Raw genomic sequence first — 18,202 nt, forward strand, 5'->3', positions numbered from 1 at the left:
AAACCATTGGAGAGTTTAACACCATGATCTCATTGATCTCATCCGCGTACGCGGCAGATGCAGCACCAGCTAGTGCTGGCATTTTCAACCTAGTGTTGCTTGGCGGCTTTGTCGTTATCTTTTATTTCCTTATGTGGCGCCCACAAGCAAAACGTACTAAAGAGCATAAAAACTTGATTGCTTCTTTGGCAAAAGGAACGGAAGTGGTAACAGGCGGCGGCGTACTAGGTAAAGTATCTCGTGTAGATGATAACTACGTTGTACTAGAAGTTGCTGAGAACATCGAGATGAAGTTCCAAAAGTCTTCAGTAGCGGCTGTGCTACCTAAAGGGACGTTGAAATCCATCTAACCTTCCCTGAAAAGCGCCTTTCTTAGGCGCTTTTCTTATTTTAGTTTGTCTTAATTTTAGGTGTAAGGGATTTTTCATGCTCAACAAGTACCCCTTGTGGAAGTATTTGCTAATTCTTCTTGTATTGGCGTTAGGGGTTATCTACGCCGTACCCAACTTGTATCCGGATGATCCGGCGTTGCAAATTTCCACTCAAAAAACAACGACTGTCGTTGATGAGCGCACATTAGAAAAAGCAAGAGAGGCGCTTTCTGACGCCCATATAAATTTGAAAAAAGCAGAGCTGACCTCTGCTGGTGGTACCTTGCGCTTCAATAGTGGTGAGGACCAATTAGCGGCTAAGCCAGTTGTGGCTGCTGCGTTAGGTGATGGTTATGTGACGGCATTGAACCTTGTTCCAACGACGCCAGATTGGCTGTCGTCTATTGGTGCGGGTCCTGCGAAACTTGGCTTAGACTTACGTGGCGGTGTGCATTTCTTGCTTCAGGTTGATATGCCAGCGGCGCTTAAGCAGAAGCTGGACGTGGCTTCCAGTGAAATGAAAGCAGCGTTGCGTAAGGAACGTGTTCGTTACCGCAGTGTCAGCATTGACAATGGCGTGCTCTCAATTCGTTTCTTGCAAGAGGCGGATCTTGATAAAGCAGAGTCGCTGTTGAAAGATCAATTCAATGAGTACGTTTACAGTACGCGCCAAGACGGTTCGGACTTCTACTTGGACGCAGGCTTTACAGATGCGTCACGTAAAAGCATCGAGTCTTATGCGATCCAGCAGAACTTAACCACATTACGTAACCGTGTTAACGAGTTGGGTGTGGCTGAGCCGTTGGTGCAGCGTCAGGGTAGCGATCGTATTGTAGTGGAATTGCCTGGTGTGCAAGATACTGCAACAGCAAAACGTATTATCGGTGCGACCGCCAACCTTGAGTTCCATCTGGAAGCTGGATTGGATGATAAGGGTGGCGATGTTGAAACCTTGAACTTCCGTAATGGCAGTGGCCGTACGGCGCGTTTAGACAGAGACATTATTATCACTGGTGATAGCGTGTCTGATGCGAGCTCTTCTTTTGATGAAAATGGTCGTCCTCAAGTGAACATTAGCTTGGATTCTAAGGGTGGTCAGAAGATGGCGAAAGTCACGCGTGCGGCAGTGGGTCGTAACATGGCGGTTGTCTTCATTGAGCACAAATCACGGGTTCGCTTTGTTAAAACAGATGGCAAACTGAAAGAAGTTCGTAAGAGCTACAGTGAAAAAGGCATCATTTCTTTAGCGACCATCCAAACCACCTTGGGTAATTCGTTCAGGATTACTGGTCTTGATAGTTCACGCGAATCGTCTGAGTTGGCATTGCTGCTTCGAGCGGGTGCGTTGGCGGCGCCAATTTACTTCGTAGAAGAGCGTACCATTGGGCCAAGCTTGGGTGCTGAAAACATTCATTTAGGTATGGTTTCTGCGCAGATTGGTTTGTTGGTTGTGATGCTGTTTATGTTGGCGTATTACCGACTGTTTGGTTTGTTTGCGAACGTTTCTTTGATCTTGAACGTGGTTTTATTGCTCGCTTGTATGTCGGTTCTAGGGGCAACGTTAACGCTTCCGGGGATTGCAGGTATCGTGCTGACCATGGGGATGGCGGTGGACGCCAACGTGCTCATATTCTCTAGGATCAAAGAGGAGTTGGCGAGCGGAACCCCGAGTCATCAGGCGATTCATTCCGGCTTTAACCGTGCCTTTACGACCATCTTTGATGCCAACATTACGACCTTGTTGGTGGCGATTATCTTGTTCGCCGTCGGTACTGGGTCAGTGAAAGGCTTCGCGGTTACTTTGTCGCTGGGTATTCTTACGTCCATGTTTACGGCGATTGTCGTGACGCGTGCACAAGTTAATCTTGTTTACGGCGGACGTGCTAACAAGAAACTGTACATTTAAGGAGAAAGCCATGAAAGTGACAAAAATTCCATTTATGGCGATGCGTAAAGTCGTGGCCTTGTTCTCGATTACGCTGATCCTTATTTCTATTGCCTCTTTGGCGACCAAGGGTATTAAGTTTGGTTTGGACTTTACCGGCGGTACCTTGATTGAGGTGTCTTATCAGCAAGCACCGCAACTTGATGAGGTGCGTGGTCTGCTGGATAAAGGCGGCTACAGTGACGTTGTTGTGCAGAACTTTGGTTCACCAACGGATGTTGTTGTGCGCATGGCAAATGCTTACACGCCAGAACTGGGTGGTCAGGTATTGTCTACTCTTGAAGACAACGGCAATGTGTCTGTGTCTTTGAAGCGTTCTGAGTTTGTGGGTGCGCAAGTGGGTGAAGAGTTACGAGAGCAGGGCGGCTTAGGTATGTTGCTGGCGCTGTTGATCGTGATGATTTACGTTGCGGTGCGTTTCCAGTTTAAGTTCTCATTGGCATCGGTGATTGCCTTGGTTCACGATGTGACCATTACATTGGGTTTCTTCTCTTTGTTCGGTTACGAATTCGATTTAACCGTATTGGCGGCGATTCTTGCGCTGATTGGTTACTCGTTGAATGACACCATTGTGGTCTGTGACCGGATTCGGGAAAACTTCCGTATTCTGCGTGACATCAAGCCTTATGACTTGATTAACTTATCGATCAACCAAACGCTGGGACGTACTATTATCACGTCCTTAACCACCTTGTTTACCTTGTTTGTGTTGTTCTTCTACGGTGGCGAGTCGATTCATAACTTCTCGCTAGCGCTCTTGTTCGGTATTCTTATCGGTACGTACTCTTCTATCTTTGTGGCGGCGAACTTGCTACTCACGATGAAGGTAACCCGAGAAGATCTTATTCCTGCACCAAAAGAGCAGTTAGAAGACGAGTTGCCATAGCATTACTGCGTTGCGGACACTGTGCCGCGACGCTTGTTTTCAAGGCAGCCTATTTCAAGGTTATCCTGTTTGAGAGTCAAAAAAAGCCTGCTTATTGCAGGCTTTTTATTGTCTAAAATCTAGTGTCGCAGCGTCAATGGCTTATTTGATGGTGCCAAATGGCATGCCCATGGTGGTTGGGGTTTCTGCTTGCAGGCTTTCTTCCCAGTTCACGGCGTCTTTGCCAAATAATACAATGGCCGTAGAGCCTAGCTTAAAGCGGCTCATTTCTTCGCCTTTCTTAATCACTACGTCATTAAGGGCGCTGTAATCCCAAGTCACCACATTTTTGTTAAAAGGGGTGACTTGGCCTGCCCAGACGGTCTCTATGCTGGCCACTATCATGGCGCCCACAAGAATCACGGCCATGGGGCCTGCTTCGGTATCAAATAGGCATACGGTGCGTTCGTTACGAGCGAAAACGCTGGGTATCTGCTCAGCCGTTACCTTGTTGACAGAGAACAGCTTGCCAGGGATGTGGATCATCTTGGTGAGTTTGCCTGTTAGAGGCATGTGCACGCGGTGGTAGTCTTTTGGCGACAAATACACGGTTGCAAAAGAGCCGCCTAGAAATTGATCGGACAAAGCGGCATCGCCACCCAATAAGCTTGTTAGGCTGTAGTGATGACCTTTGGCTTGCAATATGGTGCCATGCTCGATGTTGCCAAGCTGGCTGATAGCGCCGTCAGCCGGGCAGGCAATGCTGTTGCTTTCTTCACTGATAGGGCGAAGCTCAGGGCGAATTGCGCGGGTGAAGAAATCATTAAAATTGCGATAAGACAGTGGATCACTGTTGATCGCTTGAGACATGTCTACTTGGTATTTTTTAATAAATTGAGTAATGAAGGTGTTCTTAACCCAAGATGTTTCGCATTCTGCAATTTTTCCTATCACTCTGGAAAGGGTTTTTTGAGGTGTTATTTGTTGCGCGAACGCAAAAAGTTGATCTTTGGTCACAAGTTTTTCCTAGTCTAAAGTGTCTTTCTTGGGTTGTGGCTAATCAGCATCACAATCTTTTTTAAATTTGAATAATCTTTATCGTTGAAGCCATTCGATGTGGTTAGCCAAAAAATGCCAGTTTCCGTTTCTGATATCGGTGTGGACGCGAGTATTAAATGGCCATTTTGATCAATAAGGCTGTCTGCTAGATAAGGAAGGTCGTTTATCAAGTCCGACAATGTGCTTCCTTGGCAGTGAATAGCAGAACGTTTTTGGATCATTTTTTTAAACAGTGACGATGGCATGTTCCATTTTACATTTTTGATGATGCTAACGTCTTGCCCATATTGCATGGCGGGGCTGATTTTACCGTCGGTGTGCTTGAGTAAAATAGCCTGCTGGGCATTGGGTATGGTGAGTTTAATGGTTTTAAGGGCTAGATTCAGTTTTTCTTTTGTTTTTAACGCCGGATTGCTCAGTTGTGTTTTGAGCTTATCCATTGCAGACCTAGGAATGTGAGCAGGCGCTGCTTTTTTAGTGCGAACTGGTGAGTACAGAGTGGGCGATAATAGCTGACAGGCAAGTGGCACTTTGGCGGTGTGTAGATAAAGGGTCGCGGCCTCAGCACAACCTAGATGGGCGTTCTGGATTGCTTTGCCTAAGTAATCGTGGGTGATGGTGGCAATCACTCGGTAGTAAAAATGCAGCGTGTTGCCTTGCCAGCCGTGCAATAACGCCTCTTGGATGAGCTTGTTGGCACAATAAACAAACATTAACGGGCTGTTTGCTAAGATCGTTAGTCGTTTGTCTTCGATAAAACCTGGAAGCTGATCGGGGGTGTGGCTGAGCCTTGCTAATGTTTTGAGCTCTTCGTTGCTGGGCACATGGCTGGTTAGAAAAGACTCTATAATAGCGCGAGGCGCGTTCCAGTATTTGCACATGTGCACGGTGATTTCATCAATCCGACAGCCGAGTACGCTTATTTCTGCTTGGGCGGCGTTTTCGCCTGCGGCAAGTTTGCTTTGTAGGCGTTCCATGACAGGGTAGGCAAAAAACCACATTAACCAGCGCGGTGTGTTTCTAAAAAAAGTTATCCAAAAGATCTCTTCGTGCTCGGTGCTTTTTCCGCTGGCCCAGCGATTGGCGATGCCAGCGGCTTCGTAGCTGGTTTGTATCTCTTGCAAGAAGGCGACGTGGGCTGGATTGCTGTTAGAGTGTGTGTAGGGCGACAGGTCTGTAAAGCTCTGCTTGATGCCGTTCATGCCAAGCATGGAGCCTGCGTGATAAGGGTTTTTTATCTCGCCGCGTTTGTTTGGGATGATTTTGTTTGCTTGATTAAGCAGAGCAAAGGCGACAAGTGGCTCTCGTTTGATTTTTGTTTGTAGGTTTTCAATGGTAGCATCTGGATGCGATATGTGTTTCTTTAAGCTCGCTAAGTTTTCGGACCTAACAGGTAGCTTGTGATCCTTAAGAAAACGTAGCCATTTGTTGAGGCCGTAAGGTGACTTGTCTTTCATAGGTCGCTGCATTAAAAGCTCTAAAATACTTGATTCCATTAATCATACTGTATATTTATTAAAGAGCATACTTTGTCATATTAAGGAAGAATATATGTTTGCGTTAGCGGGCATGCTGATTGTTATTATCAGTGTAGTAAGTGGCTATCTAGCATCGCACGGTAATATGGCTGTTCTATGGCAGCCGTTTGAAATTCTCATCATTTGTGGTGCCGCTTTGGGTGCATTCATGATGGCGAACCCTTTCTCCTTGCAGAAAAAAGTACTTTCTATGGCGCCTCAGGTGATTACCGGGAGCCGTCATAATAAAACATTTTATCTCCAGCTTTTGGGGTTGATCTATTCTTTGTTTCAGAAAAGCCGTCAAGATGGCTTCTTGGCCATTGAGGATGATATTGAGTCGCCTTTCACGAGTGAATTATTTGCTCGCTTTCCTGATGTGTTGAGGGATCACGAGATAGTGAACTTCTTAACCGATAATTACCGCATATTCACGCTAACTGGGCTTCCTGCTTATGAGCTTGAAGCGATTATGGATTCTGAGATCGAGCAAATTGGTGAAGAGCTGTTGGCGCCGAGTCATGCGGTGAATCGAGTGGCGGAGGCCTTACCTGGGTTTGGTATTGTGGCCGCGGTGTTGGGGATTGTCATTACCATGGGGTCGATTGGCGGCCCTATGACTGAAATAGGCAACCATGTGGCGGCGGCGTTGGTGGGAACCTTTTTGGGTATTTTCTTTGCTTATGGGTTTATTGGCCCAGCTTCTGCGCATTTGGAAAATTTAGGGGCTCATGAGTTAAAAGCCTACTTGTGCATTAAGTCGTGCTTGATTTCTGTTGTGTCAGGTTACGCGCCACCGGTTGCTGCTGAAACCGGCCGTAAGTTATTGCCGCCAGAAATGAGACCAAGCTTTATTGAGCTGTCTGACCAATTGAAACAGTACCGATGAGTGCATCGCGGTTGATGGAAGTGGAGGCTGTTTTATGGCGGTAGGTTCTGGCGACATCATTATTCGTCGCGTAAAAAAAGTCAAAAAAGGCGGTCATCATGGTGGGGCTTGGAAAATAGCCTTAGCGGATTTTGCGTTGGCCATGATGGCTTTTTTCTTGGTGTTGTGGGTGATCAACGTTGCCTCTCCTCAAGAGTTGGTGGTGATTCAAGGTTATTTTAACGACCCTCTTGGGCAGTCAAAGTCAGGCTTTAGTGCTGAGCCGATTGATTTAGGCGGCAGTCCGGCAAAAAGTACGGAAAAGAAGTTGGACCTTGATTTACCTGACCCAGGAAGTACAAAAGAGCTGAATAAGCAGACAGAAAAAGCCAAAGACGACAGTCAGAAAGAGCTGGAGGAAATGAATCGAACGCTGCAGGCTGATCTTAAAAATATGAATTTAAGCAACGCCTTAATGAACAATATTCGCATTGAAATTACCCCTCAAGGGGTGCGGATTACCTTGTTGGATGATCCAGATAAGCCAATGTTTGAGCGCGGCAGTGCGCAGTTTATTCCAGACTTTGAAAACATCTTGCTGAGTATGGCGCCTATTTTTGCCAAGGTGAGTAATCCTATTACGATCACTGGGCATACGGATTCGGTAAAATTTGGTGGTAATGGATTGGATAACTGGGATTTGTCTTCGCGTCGAGCCAATGCCGCCAGAAAAATCTTGGAAGAAGGCGGAGTGGAGGATCGTCGAGTGGCGCAAGTAATCGGTTTGTCTGATACGGTGCCGTACAATCGAGTGGACCCAAATAGCCCAGAAAACCGTCGTATTAGCATTACATTGCTGACCGATTCCGCTTATAAAACCTTGTTAAAGCGCAATGAGCTGAATTACGGCCCAACGATTAAGCAAGCAGATTTGAAGTTGTCGCCTGAGTCTGTTTTCTAAGCAGAGGGTTGCTTGGGAGTGCTGGGTGATAAAGCATAACGCCTTCGTTTAGAAGGCGTTATTGTCTCGGATGGACTGCTTGATTCTTAGGTAGCTTTCGAAGCGGTGTTGCTCTATTTCGCCTTTTTCAAGGGCTTCTAGAATAGCGCAGCCAGGCTCTTTTTCATGGGCACAGTCTCTAAATCGGCAATAGCCAATGTGCGGACGAAACTCAATGAAACCATTTAACAATTCGTCTTCTGAAATATGCCACAAGCCAAATTCCCGGATACCAGGTGAGTCGATAAGATCTCCCCCTTTAGGCATGTGGAATAGGCGAGCCGCCGTTGTGGTGTGAACGCCTTTCTTTCTTTTTTGCGACAATTCCCCGACCGTGATGTCCACGCCAGGCAGCAATGTGCTGATTAAAGAGGATTTCCCCACTCCAGACTGACCAACAAAGACGCTGGTTTTGTTTTGCATAAAATCGTATAGGGATTCCATGCCAGCTTGATTGGAAATTGACGTGCGAATGATTTGGTAGCCGAGCTTCTCGTAGGTGCTCATTAGTGTGTCGAGCCCAGCTTTGTTTTTCTCGTTGATCAGGTCGCTTTTGTTGAGCAAGATAACCGGTGGAATGCCCACTGTTTCTGCGGCGACCAAATAGCGGTCGATCAGGTTCGCGTGCGCTTCTGGTTCAACGGCAATCACAATGACAATGTGGTCTATGTTGGCGGCCACGGGTTTGAGTCGGCCGTGCATGTCCGGACGAGACAGGGAGGTAACGCGAGGGGTGGTCGCAACCACAACACCGCCTTCGTTCTGTTTTGGACGCCAAATCACCTTGTCGCCAGTAACGAGCTGGCCTAGATTGGCGCGCAAATTACAGCGTGTCGCGACGCCTATGAAAGGTTCTTGGATACCCTCAACTTCCACCTGGGTGCCAAAGTGCGACAAGATAATTCCGCTTGTCTCTGGGCCAAGATCTGAAGACTGTAAGACCTCTTCGGCGCGCTCATCGCGCTTTTGTGTGCGTTCTACGCGTTCTTTTTGAATTCTTTCAATTCGCCAAGTTTGTTGTTTGGTTAGTTTTCGCTTCGACATTAGATTCGACTGGTCATATAGTAAGGGGCATAGAGTATAATGCTTAGCATTGATAATAAAGGATTTGGACGAAGATGAGCTTTAGTAATGAAAATTTAGTGTGGATTGATCTAGAAATGACCGGATTGGATCCTGAGAAAGAAACCATTATCGAAATTGCCACTGTGGTAACCGATAAAAATCTTAATGTGCTGGCGAAAGGTCCGAATCTTGTTATTCATCAAGAAAAAGCCGTTATGGACGCCATGGATGAATGGTGTACCCAGCATCATGGTGAGTCAGGATTGACGGCACGCGTTTTGTCATCAGACATCAGTATGGCGCAAGCAGAGTCAGAAACCATTGCGTTTTTAGAGCAATATTTACCCGCTGGCGCGTCGCCAATTTGTGGGAATAGTGTGGGCCAAGATCGTCGCTTTTTATACCAGTATATGCCGAAGCTGGAAGCGTTTTTCCATTATCGATATATTGATGTGAGTACGATTAAAGAGTTGGCAAGACGCTGGAAGCCAGAGGCGTTAGAAGGGTTTACTAAGAAAGGGGCACATTTGGCGCTGGATGATATTATGGAGTCCATTGGTGAGTTGCAGCACTATCGAAAAACCATGTTTGGCCTCGCGTAATCGCTGAGCTTTGCTTTTTGAAAGGCGCGCTTAACCAGCGCGCCTTTTTTATAGAATGGCGGATAGGCCATCGTAAGTAAGTTTGAGCCCCGTTAAAAATAAAAACACAAAGATGCACTTAAAAAACACGTCAGAAGGCAGTTTGTAGTGTAGCCAGGCGCCCAATTGAACACCCAGATAGGCCAGTGGAGCGAAGCTTAGAGACAGTAACACTGTGTGAGTATTAAATTCTCCGAGCAAGGTGTATGGGATCAGTTTTACGTAGTTGATGGTGGCGAAAATAACCGCGGCGGTGGCCACATAGCGTGTTTTATCGAGCTTTGCTCTTAACAGGTAAACGCTCATTGGTGCGCCACCGGCATGGGCAATAAAACTGGTGAAACCACCGAGTGTGCACCAGGCGTTTGCCGCGATAAAGCCGAGCGGGTTAAGGGTGCGTTTTCGTTTTTCGGTTGGCCATGAGTTAATGGAAAAGCCAATGGCAATGACCCCGACTAACGTCTTTAGCCAGTCTTCAGAAAACCAATTGGCTGTTAAACCGCCAATAATCACGCCTATAATGGCCGGTGGAATGCATTTTTTAAGTTGTGTTGTGTCCCATTTTTTCCAGAACTTTTGCACGGTAAAAAGATCCATAAGACATAATATAGGAAGCATGATGGCGGCTGCGTGCATGGGGGAGGTTGTTAGTGAGATCAGTGGGACGGCGAGAATGCCAAATGCCCCTGAAAAGCCGCCTTTAGAAATGCCAGTTAGTACAACCGCAATCGCAATAAGTGAAATAAGTAGCCAATCCATAGATAACCTTAGCGTGTATTTATAGGTGATGAAGATGATCAAACATATTGGAAGCTTTGTTGCTCAGCCAGTGTTCACCGTGGCGGCCATCAGGCAAATAGAAAAGCGTCTGTTTGCGGCTGAGAGGGACCCTTTTGCTGTGATGCAGCGTGCAGCCCAAATGCTGTTTAAGCATATTGCCATAAATTGGCCCGATTCCCAGCACTTTGTCATTGTGGTTGGTGGTGGCAATAATGGCGGCGATGGTCTTCTATTGGCGCGCTTATTAAAACAAGCTGAGTTGAATGTATTGGTTTTGGATTGTGCAAAAACCGAACGACGGGGTGATGCACTAAAAGCGTTTGATTTGGCGCTTGCGGATGGTGTGGACATCGAACCATTTGACGCTCTGCGTGAATGCGTTGGGTCTGTGGTGGTTGATGGTGTGCTGGGCATTGGTGCGCGTTTACCGCTTGACGACGCTTTGTGTTCGGTTGTTGATTGGATTAATCGTGCGAAGCGAGCTGGTGCCTCGGTAATGGCCATTGATTTACCCACGGGGGTGGATGCCGATACAGGTTATGCGCAAGCGTACGTGGCGGCGGATATTACCCTGTCCATGGTGCAGCCTAAAATTGGTCATGTCTTAGGGTTGGGAAGCATTGCCTCGGGGCGCTTGGTTAATGAGGCTTTAGGGTCGAATGCCTTGTTGTCCGCCATGTCAGAGGGGGATCGTTCGTCTCTTGCTGTTGCCTCTTTTTCCGAGCAAATTGATTGGTTTGATGTGGCCCAGTTAGCTAAGCATAAGCCTTGTCCGCGTTTTGCCGACAGCCATAAAGGGCGCTATGGGCATGTGGCCGTGTTTGGCGGCGATCATGGTTACGGTGGAGCAGCGATTATGGCCAGTGAAGCGGCGGCGAAATCGGGCGCTGGTACGGTTGCTTTGATGACTCGTGGTGAACATGTGGCGGCTTCTCTGGTTAGAAACCCTAATGTCATGGCGTTCGACCTTGCCCATGAGCGAGCAATGTCATTGGGTATTCGAAAAGACACTGTGGTGGTGCTTGGGCCAGGTTTGGGTCGAGAGGAATGGGGGGAGGCGTTATTTCAGCGTGTGATGGCGTTGTCCCTGCCGTTGGTTTTGGACGCGGATGGGTTGTTTTGGTTGGCGCAATTGAGTGATGTAAGCTTGCCCGAGGGGTCTGTTATTACCCCCCATTTGGGTGAGGCTGCTCGGCTATTAGGTTGGCGTATCGATGCCATTAACCGTTCTCCTATTGAGGCGAGTGTGGCGTTGGCGAAGCAATACGCTTGTGTGGTGGTGTTAAAAGGCCTAGCGTCTGTGATAGCAAATCCCCAAGGGCAGGTTTATATTGCGGGAAAATCTGAGCCAGTGCTGTCCAAGGGCGGATCTGGTGATGTACTGAGCGGTATGTTGGGTGCGACACTTGCGTATTATAAAACGCCTTTAGAGGCTGCTTTAATGGCGGTTTCTTGGCACAATTATGCCGCCGGCGAAATGGCTGGAAAGAGAGGGGTTCATCGTGCTCAGCCCTATGATGTATTAGAGTATTTGGATTGAATTATCAGACACTATTGAGGAATAACGAGTTAATGCAGGTTGAAAAAGAAATTTACGGCGAAGAAGCGATGGAAGCATTTGGTGCGAGCTTAGCGCAAGCCTTTGAAAAAGGGGTGGTTGTATACCTTGAAGGTGACTTGGGAATGGGTAAAACCACCATGGTTCGAGGTGTGTTGCGTGGTTTAGGGTACGAAGGGCCTGTCAAAAGTCCAACCTATACGATCGTTGAGCCTTATGAGTTTACCGGGCTTGAGGTGTTTCACTTTGACTTGTATCGAGTGGGGGATGCTGAAGAGTTAGAGTACATGGGCATTAGAGACTATTTTTCTGATCAAGGTTTGTGCCTGATTGAATGGGCCGAAATGGGCCAAGGTGTCTTGCCTGACGCGGATGTGGTTGTGTCTATTGAGCGCATTGCGCAAGGTCGTAAGGTGTTAGTGGAGGCGGGGACAAAGAGAGGACAGTTGGCGCTCAGTGGTTTGGCTAACGCGTTAAATTGATTGCCCCGTTAATGTCTTTCTTCTGACTAAGATTGAGATCCACTTAGTCAGCAGTTATAGTGTGTCACATATACTAGCTAGCTGTCTGATATGCATAATAAATTTCGCACTTACCTGTTTGTTTTCTGCCATTTTTTTTTGTTGTTGGTGTCTTTTGATGTATCGGCGGCAGAAATTCGTGATATTAGAGTAGGGCAACAAGCCGGTGTTACCCGTTTGGTTTTTGAGTTGTCTGCTGCGTCGGAGCATCGGATGTTTCCGTTGTCTAACCCCGACCGCGTGGTGTTGGATATTAGTAAGGTTCAATTGAGTGAAAAGGTCGTTAACAATTTATCGGCCTTATCCTCTGGGGTGCTGATGCGAGTGCGCTACGCGCGTCGTAACGATGGGGTTCGTTTTGTGTTGGACTTGTCACAGCAAGTTCGAGCGAAAAGCACCGTATTAGCGGCCAGTGGTGGTTATGGTCCACGCATTTTAGTGGAGCTTAGTTATGGCAAAAAGCAAGTTGCCAAAACGGTTAAAAGCTTGGCGAGCATTGAGAGCGCTAAACGCGATATTGTAATCGCCATCGACCCAGGGCATGGGGGGAAAGACCCAGGTGCTCTTGGTAAATATCGAGTGCGTGAGAAAGACATTGTGTTGTCTATTGCGAAAGAGCTGGCCAGGCGAATCAACAAGGTGGATGGTTTTAAGGCGGTATTGACGCGCTCCACGGATGTTTTTTTGAAGTTGCGTGACCGCTCTAAAGTGGCGCGTGAGGCGAATGCAGATTTAATGGTTTCTATCCATGCGGACTCTTTTACTCGGGCGAGCGCGCACGGTGCTTCGGTGTGGGCGCTGTCATTAAGTGGTAAGTCCTCTGAAATGGGGCGATGGTTAGCGCAACAAGAAAACTCAGCCGACCTTGTGGGCGGCATATCGCTGGATGATAAGGATCAGTTGTTGGCAGAAGTACTGTTGGATATGTCGATGAACTCCACCATTCAAATGAGTTTGAATGTGGGGAATAGTGTTCTGAATGATTTAAAAGGCGTGGCTCGACTTCATAAAAGCTCGGTTCAGCAAGCGGGTTTTGTGGTGTTAAAATCCCCAGACATTCCTTCTATCTTGATTGAAACCGGTTTTGTTTCGAATGGCACCGAGGCTAAAAATTTATCCAGCAAAACTTACCGTTATAAACTGGCGTCGGCTATTTCGAGCGGCATTGTTGGGTATTTTACAAAAAATGCACCAAAAGGAAGCTTGGTGGCATGGAAGCAGCAGCGTCATGCTGGTTACGCTTACACTGTGGCCAAGGGAGACACGCTTTCTCAAATTGCGCGACGTAATAATGTTTCTCTGAGTGCGTTAAGAAGTGCTAATTCGCTTAAAAACGATGTAATTTGGATTGGCCAGAAACTTCTTATTCCCGCAAGTTAATCTTTACTGGTTTCTGCCTTTTGGCAGGGGCCTTTTCTCAATAAAAGGCAGTTCATGCAAAGAATTAATCTTTTATCCCCTCGTTTAGCAAACCAAATTGCCGCTGGTGAAGTGGTTGAGCGTCCTGCCTCTGTGGTGAAGGAGTTGCTTGAAAACAGTTTGGATGCCGGAGCGACCCAGCTTGATATCGATGTTGAGCAGGGCGGCGTGAGGCGTATCAAAATTCGTGATAACGGCGTGGGTATATTGAAGGACGATTTGTCGTTGGCGTTGAGTCGTCATGCGACCAGTAAAATCATTACACTCGATGATTTGGAAGCCGTACGAACGCTGGGTTTTCGTGGTGAGGCGTTGGCGAGTATCAGTTCTGTGTCGCGTTTGCATTTGACCTCACAGGCAGAAGGCGAAGTTGAGGCTTGGCGGGTGGAAACCGAAGGTAAGGATATGAGCACTTCTGTGCGCCCTGCCTCTCACCCGAAAGGCACGACGATAGATGTGCGCGATTTGTTTTTTAATACCCCAGCGCGTCGCAAGTTTTTGCGCACGGAAAAAACCGAATTCAACTATCTTGAAGAGGTGGTGAAACGACTGGCATTGAGTCGCTACGATACAGGCTTTCGATTAAGCCATAACGGTAAGCAAATTTACGACCTGCGCCCGGTGACCGATCAGTTGCATGCTGAGCACAGATTGGCCAGTTTGTTGGGTAAAAAATTCATTGAAAATGCGCTGACCATTGATGTGGAAGCCGCCGGCTTGCGTTTGTGGGGGTGGATTGGTTTGCCGACTTTTTCTCGCTCTCAAGCCGACCTTCAGTATTTCTTTGTTAATGGTCGTGTGGTCAAGGATAAGCTGGTGGCGCATGCGGTAAGGCAGGCGTATCGAGATGTTTTGTACAACGGTCGACACCCTACGTTTGTGTTGTATTTGGAATTAGACCCTGCAACGGTGGATGTCAATGTGCACCCAACGAAGCATGAAGTACGCTTTCGTGATGGCCGTTTGGTGCATGACTTTTTGTTCAGTCGTATTCATAAGGCGATTGCGGATGTGCGACCTGAGTCCGAAACTGAAGGGGCGAGTGAGGGCGGTCTGAGTGTTTCTCAGGGTGTCGCGCAACCAGAAGCGGCGATTACCGAACAATCCGCGTTGCCTCTGGCGAATCGCCCGGTGAACAGTACCGATTGGATGCGCGCGCCTCAGTCTCGTGTGGCAGTGGATCAGGTGGCGGGCCAACTCGAAGGCATGCGAAGCTTGTCTGGTTATGCGAATGACTATGCGTCATCTGGTGGTTATGCGTCGGCGGCTGGTAATGAGCAGGTTGACCCTTTGACCGGTGAGATTCGGCAAACCCCAGCGCCATCGCTGAATGTGGCGACAGGTTTTGCTGGCAGTGTACAAGAAGAATACCAAACGGTTCCTCCTTTGGGTTTCGCGGTTGCCCAGTTGCACGGTGTTTATATTTTATCGGAAAGTGAAAATGGTTTGATTCTGGTGGATATGCACGCAGCGCACGAGCGCATTGTGTATGAGCGAATGAAGACCTCGTTCTATGAAAAAAGCATCGCCACTCAGCCGTTATTAGTGCCTATCAATGTGTCTGTGTCGCAAAGCGAGGCGGATCTGGTAGAGGAAAATGGCGAGGTATTCTCTGCGTTTGGCTTTAGGGTTGAGCGCACCGGTCTAGAAAGTGTCATGGTGCGCGAAGTGCCGATTATTCTTATTAAAGCGGATACTGAAGCCTTAGTGCGTGATGTGATCAGCGATCTGTCTGCAAATGGGGTGTCTGACCTGTTAGAGGCTAGGGCGAATGAGTTGATGGCGACCATGTCTTGTCATGGTGCGGTGCGTGCCAATCGTAAATTGACGATTGCTGAAATGAACAGCTTGCTGCGCGACATGGAAATTACCGAGCGAAGCGGTCAGTGCAATCACGGTCGCCCGACTTGGACTCAGATGACAATGTCTGATCTTGATAAACTATTTTTGCGAGGGCGCTAGTATGGCAAAGCCAAGTGTTGTGTGTTTGATGGGGCCAACGGCGTCTGGTAAAACTGGGTTGGCGGTTGAGCTGGCGCAAAATCATGGTTATGAAATTATCAGTGTTGATTCTGCTTTGGTGTACAAGGGGATGGATATTGGGACGGCTAAGCCGGACGCCAGCACATTGGCGAAAGCTCCCCATCGCCTTATTGATATCATTGACCCTTTGGAATCGTATTCGGCGGCGGACTTTGTTGAGGACGCGGTGACGCAATCTCAGGAGATTATCGCGGCGGGTAAAACGCCTTTGTTGGTTGGCGGAACCATGATGTACTTTAACGCCTTGCAAAAAGGGTTGGCGCCACTACCAAGTGCGGATGACAAAATCAGAGCGGATCTTGAGCAAGAGGCGATGGAGAAAGGCTGGCCTGCGCTGCATGAGGAGTTGGCGCGAGTGGATCCTGAGTCGGCTTTGCGAATTCACCCGAATGACCCTCAGCGTTTGCAAAGAGCGTTAGAGGTGTATCGAGTATCGGGCCGATCAATGACGCAATGGTGGTCTGAGCAGACACCTGTTTCATTGCCGTTTGAGATGGTGAATTTGGCGGTCATGCCAAAAGAAAGAAGCGTGCTTCATGCACGAATCGAGCAGCGCTTTTACGACATGATGGATCAAGGCTTTTTGCAAGAAGTGGAATCCTTGTATGGGCGTGGTGATTTGTCTATTGACCTTCCTTCTATGCGCTGTGTTGGTTACCGTCAGCTATGGCACTATTTAAATGGTGACGATTTGCTTGAAGATGCTATCTTTAAGGGAGTGGTTGCTACTCGCCAGCTAGCGAAAAGGCAGCTAACTTGGCTGCGAGGCTGGGAGGATTTGATGATTTTCGACAGTTTGGCAAAAGATCTTATTCCTCAGGCCTTGAATTACATAGAAAGCAGGATTATATAGGGGAAATACAGAAAGATTTCGTGTACTATCTACCGTATTGTTTTACTAAGATTAATTTTATTTTTTGCGCTTGCTAAAGGAGATTCCAATGTCGAAAGGGCAATCATTACAAGACCCTTATCTAAATGTTTTACGTAAAGAGAGAGTGCCTGTTTCTATCTTTCTTGTAAACGGTATTAAACTTCAAGGCCAAATCGAATCCTTTGATCAGTTTGTGATTCTTTTGAAAAACACCGTTAGTCAAATGGTATACAAGCATGCCATTTCTACTGTTGTGCCTTCTCGTACTATACGCGTCCCTTCTCCTGATCAGCCGGAAGACGCTACTGAATAGTTTGCTGTTAACAGGGCAAACTGAGGAATATTAATTTGTTTTTTGAACGCCCCGATAGTGGTGATATTGCAGTATTGGTTCATATGGATTTTCACGATCAGCGTGTGTCCTATGGACCGGAAGAGTTTGTTGAGCTTTCCATCTCAGCGGGTGCGGATCCGATAGCGGTTGTTACCGGATCTCGTCTGCGACCTGATTCCAAATATTTTGTCGGTACCGGCAAATTAGATGAAATCAAAGGTATTGTTGATCGAGAAGGGGCAGAAGTCGTCCTTTTTGATCACTCCTTATCTCCTTCCCAAGAACGAAATCTAGAAAATTTCTTAAATTGTCGTGTGCTTGATCGCACAGGATTGATTTTGGATATTTTTGGCCAGCGTGCGCGATCCCATGAAGGTAAGTTACAAGTGGAATTGGCCCAGCTTCAGCATATGTCGACAAGACTGGTGAAAGGTTGGACTCACTTGGAACGCCAGAAAGGTGGTATCGGTGTACGAGGCGGCCCAGGTGAAACCCAGCTTGAAACAGACCGTCGTTTGTTGCGTGAGCGTATCAAGTCCATTCAAAAACGTTTGGATAAGGTAAATTCTCAGCGTGATCAAAACCGTCGAGCGCGTTCTCGTTCTGCGGTGCCGACTGTGTCTTTGGTGGGTTACACCAACGCGGGCAAGTCTACTTTGTTTAATCGTGCTACCGGCGCGGATGTGTATGCCGCTGACCAATTGTTTGCAACCTTGGATCCGACGTTACGACGCTTGGACTTAGAGCAAATTGGTTCTGTGGTGTTGGCCGATACAGTTGGTTTCATTCGACAGTTGCCGCACCGCTTGGTAAAAGCGTTTCAGGCGACATTGAAAGAGTCTTCTGAGGCGGATCTGTTGCTTCACATTGTGGATGCGGCGGATATATCACGAGATGAAAACATCGCGGAAGTGGAAAGTGTACTGAAAGAAATTGGCGCTGATGAAGTGCCGACGTTAAGAGTGTTTAATAAAATTGATATGTTGCCAGGCTCAGAAGCTCGAATAGATCGAGATGCGGATGGCAAACCTGTTCGGGTGTGGGTGTCAGCTCGCGATGGATTGGGTATTGAATTATTACAGCAAGCGATTGCGGAACTTTTGGCGGAAGATGTACTCAATGAAACGCTGGTATTACCAAATGAATATGGCCGCTTAAGGGCCATGTTGTTTGAGCAAGGAGCGGTTCGCTCCGAACGCTATGATGAATTTGGGCAATCTGTGTTAGAAGTTAGGTTGCCAAAAAAGGACTATTTACAAATACTAGCGCGTGCTGGAATGTCTGAAGATCAGATTGAAGCTGCATAACTCAAGATTTGATTATCATTAAAATAAAGTGGAGA

Annotated in this window: 17 protein-coding genes; 13 read left to right on the plus strand and 4 right to left on the minus strand. The window is 47.4% G+C overall.

The features are described from left to right. The first annotated feature begins 23 nt into the window (after positions 1-23). The 3 genes from yajC (at position 24) to secF (ending at position 3,202) form a co-directional block, all read left to right on the plus strand. Positions 24-350 (plus strand): preprotein translocase subunit YajC, encoded by a 327-nt coding sequence (gene yajC / locus E0D71_RS10175; RefSeq protein WP_133003197.1) that lies wholly within the window; start codon positions 24-26, stop codon positions 348-350. 76 nt (positions 351-426) lie between these two features. Continuing rightward, on the plus strand, positions 427-2,277 hold the full coding sequence (gene secD / locus E0D71_RS10180; RefSeq protein ID WP_133003198.1) for a protein translocase subunit SecD: 1,851 nt from the start codon (positions 427-429) through the stop codon (positions 2,275-2,277). 10 nt (positions 2,278-2,287) lie between these two features. After that, a complete protein-coding gene (gene secF / locus E0D71_RS10185) occupies positions 2,288-3,202 on the plus strand; it encodes a protein translocase subunit SecF (protein WP_133003199.1) in 915 nt (304 codons plus the stop codon). A 141-nt stretch (positions 3,203-3,343) separates the two neighbouring features. Here secF and asd read toward each other — a convergent pair whose 3' ends face one another. Both asd and E0D71_RS10195 read right to left on the minus strand, forming a co-directional pair. Beyond that, a complete protein-coding gene (asd, locus tag E0D71_RS10190) occupies positions 3,344-4,198 on the minus strand; it encodes an archaetidylserine decarboxylase (RefSeq protein WP_133003200.1) in 855 nt (284 codons plus the stop codon). 14 nt (positions 4,199-4,212) lie between these two features. Beyond that, positions 4,213-5,709 (minus strand): HDOD domain-containing protein, encoded by a 1,497-nt coding sequence (locus E0D71_RS10195; RefSeq protein WP_243712014.1) that lies wholly within the window; start codon positions 5,707-5,709, stop codon positions 4,213-4,215. An 82-nt stretch (positions 5,710-5,791) separates the two neighbouring features. On the opposite strand from E0D71_RS10195, the gene motA reads away from it, so the two are divergent. Then, positions 5,792-6,646 carry a flagellar motor stator protein MotA gene (gene motA / locus E0D71_RS10200; protein ID WP_133003201.1) on the plus strand — a complete coding sequence of 285 codons (855 nt, stop codon included), beginning with the start codon at positions 5,792-5,794 and terminating at the stop codon, positions 6,644-6,646. A 34-nt stretch (positions 6,647-6,680) separates the two neighbouring features. Continuing rightward, a complete protein-coding gene (locus tag E0D71_RS10205; protein ID WP_133003202.1) occupies positions 6,681-7,586 on the plus strand; it encodes a flagellar motor protein MotB in 906 nt (301 codons plus the stop codon). Positions 7,587-7,634: 48 nt separating this feature from the next. Here E0D71_RS10205 and rsgA read toward each other — a convergent pair whose 3' ends face one another. Continuing rightward, a complete protein-coding gene (rsgA, locus tag E0D71_RS10210; RefSeq protein WP_133003203.1) occupies positions 7,635-8,669 on the minus strand; it encodes a small ribosomal subunit biogenesis GTPase RsgA in 1,035 nt (344 codons plus the stop codon). Between the two features lie 74 nt (positions 8,670-8,743). On the opposite strand from rsgA, the gene orn reads away from it, so the two are divergent. After that, the gene (gene orn / locus E0D71_RS10215) at positions 8,744-9,292 is read left to right on the plus strand and encodes an oligoribonuclease (protein ID WP_133003204.1); all 549 of its coding nucleotides are present in this window, start codon (positions 8,744-8,746) and stop codon (positions 9,290-9,292) included. 48 nt (positions 9,293-9,340) lie between these two features. On the opposite strand, the gene E0D71_RS10220 is transcribed toward orn, so the two are convergent. Then, entirely contained in the window at positions 9,341-10,090 is a 750-nt protein-coding gene (locus E0D71_RS10220) for a sulfite exporter TauE/SafE family protein (RefSeq protein ID WP_133003205.1), read from the minus strand. Between the two features lie 34 nt (positions 10,091-10,124). Here E0D71_RS10220 and E0D71_RS10225 point away from each other — a divergent pair, with 34 nt between their 5' ends. The 7 genes from E0D71_RS10225 (at position 10,125) to hflX (ending at position 18,167) form a co-directional block, all read left to right on the plus strand. Then, positions 10,125-11,651 carry an NAD(P)H-hydrate dehydratase gene (locus tag E0D71_RS10225; protein ID WP_165942981.1) on the plus strand — a complete coding sequence of 509 codons (1,527 nt, stop codon included), beginning with the start codon at positions 10,125-10,127 and terminating at the stop codon, positions 11,649-11,651. A 32-nt stretch (positions 11,652-11,683) separates the two neighbouring features. Further along, positions 11,684-12,151, plus strand: coding sequence for a tRNA (adenosine(37)-N6)-threonylcarbamoyltransferase complex ATPase subunit type 1 TsaE (gene tsaE, locus E0D71_RS10230; protein WP_133003207.1), 468 nt, complete (start codon positions 11,684-11,686; stop codon positions 12,149-12,151). Between the two features lie 90 nt (positions 12,152-12,241). After that, complete coding sequence (locus tag E0D71_RS10235) at positions 12,242-13,570, plus strand: N-acetylmuramoyl-L-alanine amidase (protein ID WP_133003208.1); 1,329 nt, start codon at positions 12,242-12,244, stop codon at positions 13,568-13,570. A gap of 54 nt (positions 13,571-13,624) precedes the next feature. Beyond that, positions 13,625-15,571: a DNA mismatch repair endonuclease MutL gene (mutL, locus tag E0D71_RS10240; protein WP_133003209.1), complete on the plus strand. Its 1,947-nt coding sequence runs from the start codon at positions 13,625-13,627 to the stop codon at positions 15,569-15,571. Between the two features lies 1 nt (position 15,572). After that, a complete protein-coding gene (gene miaA, locus E0D71_RS10245; protein WP_133003210.1) occupies positions 15,573-16,505 on the plus strand; it encodes a tRNA (adenosine(37)-N6)-dimethylallyltransferase MiaA in 933 nt (310 codons plus the stop codon). An 88-nt stretch (positions 16,506-16,593) separates the two neighbouring features. After that, positions 16,594-16,839: an RNA chaperone Hfq gene (gene hfq, locus E0D71_RS10250; protein ID WP_115898762.1), complete on the plus strand. Its 246-nt coding sequence runs from the start codon at positions 16,594-16,596 to the stop codon at positions 16,837-16,839. Positions 16,840-16,874: 35 nt separating this feature from the next. Beyond that, entirely contained in the window at positions 16,875-18,167 is a 1,293-nt protein-coding gene (gene hflX / locus E0D71_RS10255) for a ribosome rescue GTPase HflX (RefSeq protein WP_133003211.1), read from the plus strand. Positions 18,168-18,202: the final 35 nt, after the last annotated feature.

This window comes from Marinomonas sp. KMM3893, from assembly GCF_004352855.1.
Taxonomy (GTDB): Bacteria; Pseudomonadota; Gammaproteobacteria; order Pseudomonadales; family Marinomonadaceae; genus Marinomonas; species Marinomonas arenicola.

Bases quoted from the DNA above. Each gene is read 5' to 3' on its own strand.
- secD (WP_133003198.1), top strand. From the start codon at position 427: ATGCTCAACAAGTACCCCTTGTGGAAGTATTTGCTAATTCTTCTTGTA.
- E0D71_RS10225 (WP_165942981.1), top strand. From the start codon at position 10,125: ATGATCAAACATATTGGAAGCTTTGTTGCTCAGCCAGTGTTCACCGTG.
- yajC (WP_133003197.1), top strand. From the start codon at position 24: ATGATCTCATTGATCTCATCCGCGTACGCGGCAGATGCAGCACCAGCT.
- secF (WP_133003199.1), top strand. From the start codon at position 2,288: ATGAAAGTGACAAAAATTCCATTTATGGCGATGCGTAAAGTCGTGGCC.
- hfq (WP_115898762.1), top strand. From the start codon at position 16,594: ATGTCGAAAGGGCAATCATTACAAGACCCTTATCTAAATGTTTTACGT.
- orn (WP_133003204.1), top strand. From the start codon at position 8,744: ATGAGCTTTAGTAATGAAAATTTAGTGTGGATTGATCTAGAAATGACC.
- E0D71_RS10220 (WP_133003205.1), bottom strand. From the start codon at position 10,090: ATGGATTGGCTACTTATTTCACTTATTGCGATTGCGGTTGTACTAACT.
- motA (WP_133003201.1), top strand. From the start codon at position 5,792: ATGTTTGCGTTAGCGGGCATGCTGATTGTTATTATCAGTGTAGTAAGT.
- E0D71_RS10235 (WP_133003208.1), top strand. From the start codon at position 12,242: ATGCATAATAAATTTCGCACTTACCTGTTTGTTTTCTGCCATTTTTTT.
- miaA (WP_133003210.1), top strand. From the start codon at position 15,573: ATGGCAAAGCCAAGTGTTGTGTGTTTGATGGGGCCAACGGCGTCTGGT.
- tsaE (WP_133003207.1), top strand. From the start codon at position 11,684: ATGCAGGTTGAAAAAGAAATTTACGGCGAAGAAGCGATGGAAGCATTT.
- rsgA (WP_133003203.1), bottom strand. From the start codon at position 8,669: ATGTCGAAGCGAAAACTAACCAAACAACAAACTTGGCGAATTGAAAGA.
- E0D71_RS10205 (WP_133003202.1), top strand. From the start codon at position 6,681: ATGGCGGTAGGTTCTGGCGACATCATTATTCGTCGCGTAAAAAAAGTC.
- E0D71_RS10195 (WP_243712014.1), bottom strand. From the start codon at position 5,709: ATGCAGCGACCTATGAAAGACAAGTCACCTTACGGCCTCAACAAATGG.
- mutL (WP_133003209.1), top strand. From the start codon at position 13,625: ATGCAAAGAATTAATCTTTTATCCCCTCGTTTAGCAAACCAAATTGCC.